Source organism: Pasteurella canis, assembly GCF_900454865.1.
GTDB classification, from domain to species: Bacteria; Pseudomonadota; Gammaproteobacteria; order Enterobacterales; family Pasteurellaceae; genus Pasteurella; species Pasteurella canis.
This window is the reverse complement of record NZ_UGTV01000015.1, coordinates 1,703,672-1,717,013: the sequence shown is the minus strand read 5'-3', so window position 1 is coordinate 1,717,013 and position 13,342 is coordinate 1,703,672. Positions and strand designations below refer to the sequence as shown.

Here is a 13,342-nt window from a genome sequence, read left to right as displayed (position 1 = left end):
AGGTAGAAAAAAAAATAATCTAGGAGTATCATTCTTGACAATCTTACTCAAGTATTCACATTTTAGGATAATTTATGCAACAAATTATGATCTCTGAAGCTGCTCAAGCACATTTCCGCCGTTTACTTGATCAGCAAGAGGAAGGAACGAATATTCGAATTTTCGTCGTTAATCCAGGCTCTCCAAATGCAGAATGTGGAGTTTCTTATTGCCCACCAAATGCCGTTGAAAGTACAGATACTGAAATGAGATATTCTTCATTTTCTGCATTTATTGATGAAATTAGTTTACCTTTTTTAGAAGATGCTGAAATTGATTATGTTACAGAAGAACTAGGTGCTCAATTAACGTTAAAAGCACCTAATGCCAAAATGCGCAAGGTAGCAGATGATGCTCCTTTAATTGAACGCGTTGAATATGTTATTCAAACTCAAATTAATCCACAATTAGCTAGCCATGGCGGACGTATTACATTAATTGAAATTACAGATGATGGTTATGCTATTTTACAATTTGGTGGTGGTTGCAATGGTTGTTCTATGGTGGATGTGACATTGAAAGATGGTATTGAAAAACAATTATTAAGTTTGTTCTCTAATGAATTAAAAGGTGCTAAGGATATCACAGAACATCAGCGCGGTGAGCATTCTTATTATTGATTTATAAATTTTACAAATAAGGACTGGTTCGTTAACTAGGTATCAGTCCTTAAATTTTGTATCTCGGTTGTTGAGATAAAAAAGAGACTATTTTCCTGATTTTAAGCTTATTTTATCTGTCTTAATCCTGCCTCTGCTAAAGCTAAGTTTAAGCGGGTTAGTACATTCTCTTTTTCTGATGTTGTAATTAAATTAATATTTTTATTTTCTAATGCGGCATAGAACGCCCAAAATATACCTACACCTGCACTAATTCCTTTTTTCTTAAGCCGAATATAAGCATTTTTAGCACCTAATATTTGAAACGTACGAACATCATAAATTTCAACTTTTCCTAACATTCTCTCATGTTTAATGGAAAGGTTGGGTAATTCTTTAATTCTATTTTTCTTTGCAAGCTGTTCAGATAGTTTTTGATCTCTAATCTGTTGTAGAGACTCTTCTAAGATTTGCTTATAAAGTTTTTTATTTGAAGTGATTTCTTTGGGGAGGCGATAATAACTAGAAATATTGAGCGTTGAAGGTGATTGTGGTTGTTTAGCCAAGTAACTCGCTGCACCTTTTGATTCTAAGTATGAGGCTAATTCCCCTTCGGCCTTCAAATAGAATATGTTATTTTGATATAAGCCAAACATGATTTTTTGGTGAAATAATCCATAGCTGGCGAAGAGACTTTTTGCTGTAACCTCTCCAATAAGATCACTTAAAACTTCTCGAATTTCTAGTGTTTCTTTTGCTGTTTTCGTCATATTAACTCTTCCTTATAGTTATACTACTTGACACATATTATTGTAATAAGCTCATAACCTTGAGCCAGCAAAGTTATAACACATCTTCATATTTTTTTAAAAAAATATTATAACTTATTGAAAATTTTGTGATTTAGATCGAAAAAATAATAAATTTTTATTCTTTTTTGAATAAAGTTTAAACATTAATAATTTATGCCATTTTATTAATGAAGCAATTAACTCAAAAGAATAATCATAATGTATAAAATGAATTTGTCTATTTATAGAATTTATCTATTTAATAACATTGCTTAAAAAAATAGCAGTTGTATTTAAATTTCATATCTTTAACAAAAAAGGACTTGCCAGAGAAAAATAAAAGCCTATAATGCACGACCGCAAAGCAAGGAAGGCAATGAATAGTGAAAGGTAGTTGTTTTTAGGAAAAATTTCTAATATTTCTACTTAAAATTGCTTGACAGTGAATCTGTAATTTATTATTATTTTCAGCCTTGCTTAAATGCAACGTTCTTTAACAATTTATCAGACAATCTGTGTGGGCACTTGTTGATTGATTTCATTTTGAAAAAAATTTTAATTATTGAAGTCTTAATAGGTGCTTATAACTGAAAATTCATACTGATTTAATATTAAGAGTTTAATATTAAATAGAAGTGTAAACTTTAGCTAAGCAGTTTATTGAGCGATTGAACTTTGAATTGAAGAGTTTGATCATGGCTCAGATTGAACGCTGGCGGCAGGCTTAACACATGCAAGTCGAACGGTAGCAGGAAGAAAGCTTGCTTTTTTTGCTGACGAGTGGCGGACGGGTGAGTAATGCTTGGGAATCTGGCTTATGGAGGGGGATAACTGTGGGAAACTGCAGCTAATACCGCGTATAATCGAGAGATGAAAGGGTGGGACCGTAAGGCCACTTGCCATAAGATGAGCCCAAGTGGGATTAGGTAGTTGGTGGGGTAAAGGCCTACCAAGCCTGCGATCTCTAGCTGGTCTGAGAGGATGGCCAGCCACACTGGGACTGAGACACGGCCCAGACTCCTACGGGAGGCAGCAGTGGGGAATATTGCGCAATGGGGGGAACCCTGACGCAGCCATGCCGCGTGAATGAAGAAGGCCTTCGGGTTGTAAAGTTCTTTCGGTGATGAGGAAGGGGTATTATTGAATAGATAATATCATTGACGTTAATTACAGAAGAAGCACCGGCTAACTCCGTGCCAGCAGCCGCGGTAATACGGAGGGTGCGAGCGTTAATCGGAATAACTGGGCGTAAAGGGCACGCAGGCGGACTTTTAAGTGAGATGTGAAATCCCCGAGCTTAACTTGGGAACTGCATTTCAGACTGGGAGTCTAGAGTACTTTAGGGAGGGGTAGAATTCCACGTGTAGCGGTGAAATGCGTAGAGATGTGGAGGAATACCGAAGGCGAAGGCAGCCCCTTGGGAATGTACTGACGCTCATGTGCGAAAGCGTGGGGAGCAAACAGGATTAGATACCCTGGTAGTCCACGCTGTAAACGCTGTCGATTTGGGGATTGGACTTTATGTTTGGTGCCCGAAGCTAACGTGATAAATCGACCGCCTGGGGAGTACGGCCGCAAGGTTAAAACTCAAATGAATTGACGGGGGCCCGCACAAGCGGTGGAGCATGTGGTTTAATTCGATGCAACGCGAAGAACCTTACCTACTCTTGACATCCTAAGAAGAGCTCAGAGATGAGCTTGTGCCTTCGGGAACTTAGAGACAGGTGCTGCATGGCTGTCGTCAGCTCGTGTTGTGAAATGTTGGGTTAAGTCCCGCAACGAGCGCAACCCTTATCCTTTGTTGCCAGCGATTTGGTCGGGAACTCAAAGGAGACTGCCAGTGACAAACTGGAGGAAGGTGGGGATGACGTCAAGTCATCATGGCCCTTACGAGTAGGGCTACACACGTGCTACAATGGTGCATACAGAGGGCGGCGAGACGGCGACGTTGAGCGAATCTCAGAAAGTGCATCTAAGTCCGGATTGGAGTCTGCAACTCGACTCCATGAAGTCGGAATCGCTAGTAATCGCAAATCAGAATGTTGCGGTGAATACGTTCCCGGGCCTTGTACACACCGCCCGTCACACCATGGGAGTGGGTTGTACCAGAAGTGGATAGCTTAACGGAAACGAGGGCGTTCACCACGGTATGATTCATGACTGGGGTGAAGTCGTAACAAGGTAACCGTAGGGGAACCTGCGGTTGGATCACCTCCTTACCTAAAATGGGACGACAGCAAGTGTTCACACAGATTGTTTGATGAATTGTGTAAATTAGAGAAGTAACCTAAAATCCTGTTGGGTCTGTAGCTCAGGTGGTTAGAGCGCACCCCTGATAAGGGTGAGGTCGGTGGTTCAAGTCCACTCAGACCCACCACTCAATGATGAGTGATAAGCAAATGGGATTCTAGTTGATAGTATTATGATGTAAATGGGGATATAGCTCAGCTGGGAGAGCGCCTGCCTTGCACGCAGGAGGTCAGCGGTTCGATCCCGCTTATCTCCACCAAAAATCATCATTGCTAAATATTTTTGGTTAAGTTTTATTAAGCTTTCAAATAATTAATAACTTAATTATTTGATAAGTTGTTAGTTACTTAATCAATTAAAATATTTAGCAATGATGATAGTAAAACAACTGATATAAAGATGATGTAATGAGTTTTATATTAGGTTGTTTATTTTTGTCTATTAGTTCTTTAAAAAATTGGAAACAAGCTGAAAAACTGAAGAGACTTTCAAGTTTATTGCTTTGTATTTAGAAGTAAGTAATGTAAATATAAAGTGATGAATAACATGAAGTCTGAGTAGAAAAAATCTTGACTGAGAAAAGGCAGTCAAGTGTTTAGTAGTTAATAGCAACATTAAGTATAGAAAAGTACTTGAGGTTGTATAGTTAAGTGACTAAGCGTACACGGTGGATGCCTAGGCAATCAGAGGCGAAGAAGGACGTGCTAATCTGCGAAAAGCTTGGATGAGTTGATAAGAAGCGTTTAATCCAAGATGTCCGAATGGGGAAACCCAGTAGATGAAGAATCTACTATCATTATCTGAATAAATAGGATAATGAGGCGAACCGGGAGAACTGAAACATCTAAGTACCCCGAGGAAAAGAAATCAACCGAGATTCTGTAAGTAGCGGCGAGCGAAAGCGGAGGAGCCAGTAAGTGATAACAACAGAGACAGAGGAATTGGCTGGGAAGCCAAATCACAGAGGGTGATAATCCCGTACTCGAAGTCCAGGTTGTGGTACTAAGTTTACGATAAGTAAGGCGGGACACGAGAAATCCTGTTTGAAGATGGGGGGACCATCCTCCAAGGCTAAATACTCCTGATTGACCGATAGTGAACCAGTACTGTGAAGGAAAGGCGAAAAGAACCCCTGTGAGGGGAGTGAAATAGAACCTGAAACCGTGTACGTACAAGCAGTGGGAGCCCGAAAGGGTGACTGCGTACCTTTTGTATAATGGGTCAGCGACTTATATTTTGTAGCGAGGTTAACTGAATAAGGGAGCCGAAGGGAAACCGAGTCTTAACTGGGCGTTTTAGTTGCAAGGTATAGACCCGAAACCCGGTGATCTAGCCATGGGCAGGTTGAAGGTTGGGTAACACTAACTGGAGGACCGAACCGACTAATGTTGAAAAATTAGCGGATGACTTGTGGCTGGGGGTGAAAGGCCAATCAAACCGGGAGATAGCTGGTTCTCCCCGAAATCTATTTAGGTAGAGCCTTGAGCGGACACCTTCGGGGGTAGAGCACTGTTTCGGCTAGGGGTCCATCCCGGATTACCAACCCGATGCAAACTGCGAATACCGAAGAGTGATACTCAGGAGACACACGGCGGGTGCTAACGTTCGTCGTGGAGAGGGAAACAACCCAGACCGCCAGCTAAGGTCCCAAAGTCTATATTAAGTGGGAAACGAAGTGGGAAGGCTTAGACAGCTAGGATGTTGGCTTAGAAGCAGCCATCATTTAAAGAAAGCGTAATAGCTCACTAGTCGAGTCGGCCTGCGCGGAAGATGTAACGGGGCTAAATATAGCACCGAAGCTGCGGCATCAGAATTTTATTCTGTTGGGTAGGGGAGCGTTGTGTAAGCGGATGAAGGTGAATCGAGAGGTTTGCTGGACGTATCACAAGTGCGAATGCTGACATAAGTAACGATAAAACGAGTGAAAAACTCGTTCGCCGGAAGACCAAGGGTTCCTGTCCAACGTTAATCGGGGCAGGGTGAGTCGGCCCCTAAGGCGAGGCTGAAAAGCGTAGTCGATGGGAAACGGGTTAATATTCCCGTACTTGGATAAACTGCGATGTGGGGACGGAGAAGGTTAGGTTATCGACCTGTTGGATGGTCGTTTAAGGTGGTAGGTGGAGAGATTAGGCAAATCCGGTCTCTTATACAACACTGAGAGCTGATGACGAGGTGCTACGGCACTGAAGTAACTGATACCACACTTCCAGGAAAAGCCACTAAGCTTCAGGTTTATCTAAACCGTACTGAAAACCGACACAGGTGGTCAGGTAGAGAATACTCAGGCGCTTGAGAGAACTCGGGTGAAGGAACTAGGCAAAATAGCACCGTAACTTCGGGAGAAGGTGCGCCGGCGTAGATTGTAAATCCTCGCGATTGAAGGTTGAACCGGTCGAAGATACCAGCTGGCTGCAACTGTTTATTAAAAACACAGCACTCTGCAAACACGAAAGTGGACGTATAGGGTGTGATGCCTGCCCGGTGCTGGAAGGTTAATTGATGGTGTTATCGAAAGAGAAGCTCCTGATCGAAGCCCCAGTAAACGGCGGCCGTAACTATAACGGTCCTAAGGTAGCGAAATTCCTTGTCGGGTAAGTTCCGACCTGCACGAATGGCATAATGATGGCCAGGCTGTCTCCACCCGAGACTCAGTGAAATTGAAATCGCCGTGAAGATGCGGTGTACCCGCGGCTAGACGGAAAGACCCCGTGAACCTTTACTATAGCTTGACACTGAACATTGAATTTTGATGTGTAGGATAGGTGGGAGCCTTTGAAGATGACACGCCAGTGTTGTTGGAGGCGTCCTTGAAATACCACCCTTTAACGTTTGATGTTCTAACGAAGTGCCTGAAACGGGTACTCGGACAGTGTCTGGTGGGTAGTTTGACTGGGGCGGTCTCCTCCCAAAGCGTAACGGAGGAGCACGAAGGTTTGCTAATGACGGTCGGACATCGTCAGGTTAGTGCAATGGTATAAGCAAGCTTAACTGCGAGACAGACAAGTCGAGCAGGTGCGAAAGCAGGTCATAGTGATCCGGTGGTTCTGAATGGAAGGGCCATCGCTCAACGGATAAAAGGTACTCCGGGGATAACAGGCTGATACCGCCCAAGAGTTCATATCGACGGCGGTGTTTGGCACCTCGATGTCGGCTCATCACATCCTGGGGCTGAAGTAGGTCCCAAGGGTATGGCTGTTCGCCATTTAAAGTGGTACGCGAGCTGGGTTTAGAACGTCGTGAGACAGTTCGGTCCCTATCTGCCGTGGGCGTTGGATGATTGAAAGGGGCTGCTCCTAGTACGAGAGGACCGGAGTGGACGCATCACTGGTGTTCCAGTTGTCTCGCCAGAGGCATTGCTGGGTAGCTAAATGCGGAAGAGATAAGTGCTGAAAGCATCTAAGCACGAAACTTGCCTTAAGATGAGTCATCCCTGACTTAGAGTCAGTAAGGGTTGTTGTAGACTACGACGTAGATAGGTCTGGTGTGTAAGCGTTGCGAGACGTTGAGCTAACAGATACTAATTGCCCGAGAGGCTTAACTATACAACGCTCAAGTATTTTTAATACAAGACGACATGTTTCTGACTGTAGGGGTTGGAGAGAAAGGATAGTAGTTCAGCTTGTTGACAATTGAGAATCTTATACTGTACTGGATGAGGGTAGAGTATGAAGATGTGAAGAACGAGATGAGAGTAAATCATCAAACAGGATTATCTTGGCGGCGATAGTGCAGTGGACCCACCTAATTCCATGCCGAACTTAGAAGTGAAACGCTGTAACGCCGATGGTAGTGTGGGGCTTCCCCATGTGAGAGTAGGACACCGCCAGGTAGAAATGAGAGGCCCTAGGTAGAGATACCTGGGGTTTTTTGTTATGGGAAGGAGGGTGAGATAAAGTGGCAGCGGAAAAAATCTAGCTGGAATAAAATCAGATAAAGCTAAAGCAGACAAGACTAAGCAAACCAAATCAAACTAAAACAAAGCTCAGCCTCTTTTTACTTCAGCTTACTTCATTTTATATCTCTTTATATCTCTTCGTTTGTCATTTTACATCCCTTAGTTTATCTTTTCTTCTTTTTCTCTTTACCTTTACCTTCTTATCTTTACTTTTATTTTCCTTTTTTTCCTTCTTTTGCTTTCCTTTTCCTTTTTGAGGTTATGATGAATAAAGAGCTATTATGAGGATTGGGAGACATTGTTATTTTGGGATTGGGGGGCTATTAGGATGTTCTCTAATGAGTGAGACTTTTATTAGTTCTGTAGACAAGAGTTTTTAAATAGAAAGCTAGTTCTAATTATATTATAAGCCTAAATAACACTATGCTTAGTTATTGTGATTTGCTGGATCATTTTGATGTGTGTAAGAAAAAGTACATATTTACGACAAATAATATAGATATTTTTATATTAAGTATTTTTAAAGCTCTTTATAGAATTTGGTAAAAAAATAAAAAAACGTTAGAATAAGTTACATTATTTGTTTAATAAATGAAATAAGAGAAATTATGGCGCTATTAGATGTACTTGTTTATCCTGATGAACGTTTAAAAATTGTTGCGAAACCTGTTGATATAATTGACGATAACGTACGAGAGATTATTGATGATATGTTTGAAACAATGTATCACCAAGAAGGTATTGGTTTAGCCGCAACACAAGTAGATATTCATCAGAGAATCATTACGATTGATATTGAAGGTACTAAGGAAAATCAATATGTACTGATTAATCCTGAAATTCTTGAAGGCTGTGGGGAAACAGGTATTGAAGAAGGGTGTTTATCATTACCTGGCATGAGAGGTTTTGTACCACGTAAAGAAAAGGTCAAAGTCAAAGCATTAGATCGCCAGGGGGATGAATACATTTTAGAGGCTGATGGTTTATTAGCAATTTGTATTCAACATGAGATTGATCACTTAAATGGGATTGTTTTTGCAGACTATTTATCACCATTAAAACGTCAACGCATGAAAGAAAAATTAATAAAATGGCAAAAACAGTTAACTAGACAGAAATAATTTTGGGCAGCCCACGTTAGCACGTGGGTATTTTCATTCATAACGTAGAACATTATCTAATTTATCATGAAATCATTAAATATCGTTTTTGCTGGAACGCCTGATTTTGCAGCAAAACATTTACAAGCTTTGCTTGACTCCCACCATAATGTGATTGCTGTATATACTCAGCCTGATAAACCAGCTGGGCGTGGCAAGAAATTACAGGCTAGTGCAGTAAAACAATTAGCTGAACAGTATCAATTACCAGTATTCCAACCAACATCATTACGTAAACCAGAGGCACAATCCGAATTAGCGGGATTAGGCGCTGATGTAATGGTTGTAGTTGCTTATGGTTTAATTTTACCAAAGACTGTTTTAGAAATCCCTCGTCTAGGTTGCTTAAATGTACATGGATCTTTATTACCTCGATGGCGCGGCGCAGCACCTATTCAGCGTGCTATTTGGGCTGGGGATACACAAACAGGTGTGACGATTATGCAAATGGACGAAGGATTGGATACGGGAGATATGTTGTACAAAGTATATTGTGATATCAGACCAGATGAAACATCAACTAGCTTATATAATAAGCTAGCAGAGATTGCACCAAATGCTCTTATTCATGTATTAGATAATTTAGAATCAGGTAAATTTATTGCTGAGAAGCAAGATGATTTACAGTCAAATTATGCTGATAAACTTTCTAAAGAAGAGGCAAAATTAGACTGGTCTTTCTCAGCACAGACCTTAGAACGTTGTGTTCGTGCTTTTAATCCCTGGCCAATAAGTTATTTTTCTATAATGGATCAACTTGGTAATGAGCAATTAATAAAAGTCTACCAAGCAGAAGTTTTACCGCATGTTGATAAACCAGTAGGAACGATTTTAAGCGCAGATAAAAAGGGTATTCAAATCTCAACTGCGGAAGGTGTTCTGAATTTATTACAATTGCAACCAGCAGGAAAGAAGCCAATGTCAGCACAGGAACTGTTAAATGGACGAGCAGAATGGTTTACTGTAGGTAAAGTATTATGATGCAAAAGCGAAGCAAAACGGCTAAGAAACAGACCGCACTTTCGACTCGTGCACTGGCAGCCCAAATCATCTTACAAGTTCTAGATCAAGGAAAATCCTTATCTATGTTGCTTCCTGAAGTTCAACACCAAATTAAGCAGCAGGATCTTCCTTTATTACAAGAAATTTGTTTTGGTATTTGTCGTGTATTACCTCGCTTAGAGCACATTATTAAATTACTTGTTGATAAACAATTAAAGGGAAAAACACGAATTGTACACTGCTTGTTACTAGTCGGTCTGTATCAATTACTTTATACCCGTATTCCTCCACATGCAGCAGTTGATGAAGTCGTAAATGCGACTCATACTCTTAAAATGGACAGTTTTCGGGGACTCATTAATGCTGTATTGCGTCGCTTTTTAAGAGAAAAGCAGCAAGTTTTGGAACAAGTGGATAAACATTGGCAAACATTACATCCCGAATGGCTTGTGACTCGTCTCAAAAAAGCTTATCCAAATTGGCGTGATATTATTGAGGCAAATAATAAAAAACCGCCGATGTGGATTCGCATTAATCCACAGAAAATTGACACAGCAAGTTATCGTGTTTTATTAGCAGAGCGTGGTATTGATACGTTTAGTACTGAGAATCCTTTTGCACTGCGTTTGGCACAACCTACTGCTGTAAATAATTTGCCTGCTTTTGAACAAGGGTATGTTAGTGTGCAGGACTTACATGCACAATGGTCTGCTATTCTATTAGCACCAAAAAATAATGAATTAATTCTGGATGCTTGTGCAGCACCTGGTGGTAAAACAACACATATTTTAGAGCAGGCACCCAATGCTCACGTTGTTGCTTTGGACATTGATGATAGTCGTCTAAAGCGTGTTCATGAAAATTTAGCACGTATGCAACAATCTGCAACAGTAATCTGTGGTGATGCTAGTCAGCCAACACAATGGTTAGAAAAAATTAACATTACTACGGATAAAAGTGCGGTACAGTTTGATCGAATTTTATTAGATGCACCTTGCTCTGCAACAGGGGTTATTCGCCGTCACCCAGATATTAAATGGTTACGACAAGAGTCAGATATTGAACAGCTAGTGCTGTTACAAGCACAAATTTTGCAAGCCCTTTGGGCAATTTTAAAACCAAACGGAACTTTATTATATGCAACTTGCTCAGTATTGCCTGAGGAAAATGCATTACAAATTGAACAATTTTTACAGGAAAATGTAGATGCTAAGTTAGAAAAACTGCCTTTTGCCTCTACAGAAAATACAATCGGGTTTCAGTTTATCCCTACTGAAAACGGTGGTGATGGTTTTTATTATGCTAAATTAAGGAAGGTAAGTTAATTATGAATATCAATCAAGGGACTTTCCCCAAACTAGATGTTGTTATCTCTTGTTATAATTCTGAGAAAACATTAATTCGAGCAGTGAATTCAGTATTAAACCAAAGTGCGTTAAATCATCTTTGGATTGTGGATGATAATTCTACAGATAATACATTTAAACTTGCGAATCAAATTGCAGCTCGCTTTCCAGAAAAAGTGACTGTAGAAAAACTATCTCGTAATGGAGGACTAGCAAAAGCGAGAAACTGGGGCGCTTTACAAAGTAATGCCGAGTTTATTGCTTTTTTAGATGCAGATGATGCTTATGAGCCAGAAGCATTGACAACAGCAAGTTGTGTGTTTCATTTCAGACCAGAAACATCGTTAGTTAGACTGGCTTTAAAACCAATAGATTTAGATACAAGTTATGCAGAGCATCCAGATTTTCAAGATGCATGGGAAAGTGTTCAACTAGAGTCAGCACGAAATGTTGTTTTCCGTCGTTTATTCTTATTAGCTTGTGGTGGTTTTCCGCAAGAGTCTTTATTTCGTCGTTTAGGTGGAGATGATAGTGTTATTGGACATGTCAGTGCAAAACTAGGGCGAGTAGCGACATTATTTGAAGATATTGGTGTGTTGCATTATTGCTATGAAGGAATGCCTGAAGAGCGTTTATTAGATGCAATACTGTTTGGTAAAAAACAAGTAACTGCTGGGCAAGAACATATTGAAATAGCAGAGAAAGTGACAGAAAGCATTTGTGAGCAAGTGGAGCAGCTAAAACAATATTTAAATACCCAAGAGGTGGGCGTTAAACCATTAGTAATTGAGAGAACTGAATAATGAAAATCATCATTCTTGGTGCAGGACAAGTTGGAACAACGTTGGCTGAAAATTTAGTCAGTGAAGATAATGATATTACTTTAGTTGATAATCAATCATTACGATTGGAAAACCTACAGAGTAAGCATGATCTACGTGTTGTGAATGGCTCTGCTTCTTCACCAAGAGTTTTGCGCGAAGCTGGCGCACAAGATGCTGATTTATTAGTCGCAGTAACAAGTTCTGATGAGATTAATATGGTAGCGTGTCAAATTAGTTATACATTATTTAATACGCCAACAAAAATTGCTCGTATTCGTAATGCAGAATATTTAAGAGAAAAAGATAAATTATTCCAAACGAATGTATTACCTATTGATCATATTATTTCACCAGAGAAATTAGTGACGGATGAAATTACACGTTTGATTGATTATCCTGGCGCATTACAAGTTGCACATTTTGCGGATGGGCGTATTAGTCTTGTTGTTGTGAAAGCCTATTATGGCGGACCACTCGTGGGTTATGCTATTTCTGCGCTGAAAGATCATATGCCACATATTGAGTGCCGTATTGTATCAATCTTACGTCAAGATAAAGTGATTCGTCCACAGGGATCTACGATTATTGAGGCAGGAGATGAAGTCACGTTTATTTGCGAAACAATTCACATTAAAGCAGTAATGAGTGAATTACAACGCTTAGAAAAACCTTACAAGCGTATTATGATTGCGGGTGGCGGTAATATTGGTATTGGTGTTGCAAAACGCTTAGAAAGTCAATGTTCAGTTAAATTGATTGAGCGTAATGCAGAGCGTGCGACCGCATTAGCAGAAAAATTATCTAATACACTGATTTTTTGTGGCGATGCTTCGGATCAATCATTCCTCTTTGAAGAACAAATTGAAAATATTGATGTGTTTTTGTCACTCACTAGTGATGATGAGGCGAATATCATGTCTGCGCTATTAGCAAAACGTTTGGGGGCAAAGAAGGCTATGGTGCTCATTCAACGTATGGCATATATCAATCTGATTCAAGGTGGGACGATTGATATTGCTGTTTCACCACAGCAGGCAACTATTTCTGCCTTACTCAGTCATGTACGTAAAGGGGATACTGTTAATGTTGCTTCATTACGACATGGTGTTGCAGAGGCTTTAGAGATTATTGTTCATGGTGAAGAAGAATCCTCGCTTGTTATTGGTCGCAAAATTGCTGAACTAAAGTTACCTCAAGGTGCAATTGTTGGTGCAGTTTTACGTGGTAATGAAGTGATCATGGCAAAGAAAAATTTAGTGATTGAAGACAATGATCATGTGATTGTATATTTGAGTGATAAAAAATTTGTGTCTGATATTGAAAAGCTCTTTCAGCCAAGTGTATTTTTTATTTAAAGTAGAGTAAATACACTGTACAACAAATGAAAAGCTCCTATAATGCGTTTTGATTTAAAGTAAAGTTTAGTGAGGAGTTTT

The 13,342-nt window shown here is 40.1% G+C and carries 7 protein-coding genes, 2 tRNA genes and 3 rRNA genes; 11 read left to right on the top strand and 1 reads right to left on the bottom strand.

What is annotated here, in order from left to right; all coding sequences use genetic code 11:
- The first annotated feature begins 74 nt into the window (after nt 1-74).
- On the top strand, nt 75-659 hold the full coding sequence (gene nfuA, locus DYE19_RS08690) for a Fe-S biogenesis protein NfuA (protein ID WP_049215012.1): 585 nt from the start codon (nt 75-77) through the stop codon (nt 657-659).
- 107 nt (nt 660-766) lie between these two features.
- Here the strand turns inward: nfuA and DYE19_RS08685 are convergent, their stop codons facing one another.
- On the bottom strand, nt 767-1,408 hold the full coding sequence (locus tag DYE19_RS08685) for a TfoX/Sxy family DNA transformation protein (protein WP_115323278.1): 642 nt from the start codon (nt 1,406-1,408) through the stop codon (nt 767-769).
- Between the two features lie 698 nt (nt 1,409-2,106).
- Here DYE19_RS08685 and DYE19_RS08680 point away from each other — a divergent pair.
- From DYE19_RS08680 to trkA, 10 genes are all read left to right on the top strand, one after another.
- Nucleotides 2,107-3,648, top strand: a 16S ribosomal RNA gene (locus DYE19_RS08680).
- An 81-nt stretch (nt 3,649-3,729) separates the two neighbouring features.
- Nucleotides 3,730-3,806, top strand: a tRNA-Ile gene (locus DYE19_RS08675).
- Nucleotides 3,807-3,862: 56 nt separating this feature from the next.
- Nucleotides 3,863-3,938, top strand: a tRNA-Ala gene (locus DYE19_RS08670).
- A gap of 385 nt (nt 3,939-4,323) precedes the next feature.
- Nucleotides 4,324-7,221 (top strand): 23S ribosomal RNA (locus DYE19_RS08665).
- A 171-nt stretch (nt 7,222-7,392) separates the two neighbouring features.
- A 5S ribosomal RNA gene (gene rrf, locus DYE19_RS08660) occupies nt 7,393-7,508 on the top strand.
- Together the 16S, 23S and 5S rRNA genes with 2 tRNA genes alongside form the textbook arrangement of a ribosomal RNA operon.
- A 674-nt stretch (nt 7,509-8,182) precedes the next feature.
- Entirely contained in the window at nt 8,183-8,695 is a 513-nt protein-coding gene (gene def / locus DYE19_RS08655) for a peptide deformylase (protein ID WP_115323277.1), read from the top strand.
- 66 nt (nt 8,696-8,761) lie between these two features.
- Entirely contained in the window at nt 8,762-9,715 is a 954-nt protein-coding gene (fmt, locus tag DYE19_RS08650; protein ID WP_115323276.1) for a methionyl-tRNA formyltransferase, read from the top strand.
- Nucleotides 9,715-11,061, top strand: coding sequence for a 16S rRNA (cytosine(967)-C(5))-methyltransferase RsmB (rsmB, locus tag DYE19_RS08645; RefSeq protein WP_115323601.1), 1,347 nt, complete (start codon nt 9,715-9,717; stop codon nt 11,059-11,061). The genes fmt and rsmB overlap by 1 nt, the downstream gene beginning before the upstream one ends.
- The gene (locus DYE19_RS08640; protein WP_049214846.1) at nt 11,061-11,885 is read left to right on the top strand and encodes a glycosyltransferase family 2 protein; all 825 of its coding nucleotides are present in this window, start codon (nt 11,061-11,063) and stop codon (nt 11,883-11,885) included. Before rsmB ends, DYE19_RS08640 begins: the two co-directional genes overlap by 1 nt.
- The gene (trkA, locus tag DYE19_RS08635; RefSeq protein ID WP_049214847.1) at nt 11,885-13,261 is read left to right on the top strand and encodes a Trk system potassium transporter TrkA; all 1,377 of its coding nucleotides are present in this window, start codon (nt 11,885-11,887) and stop codon (nt 13,259-13,261) included. The genes DYE19_RS08640 and trkA overlap by 1 nt, the downstream gene beginning before the upstream one ends.
- The last annotated feature ends 81 nt before the right edge of the window (nt 13,262-13,342 follow it).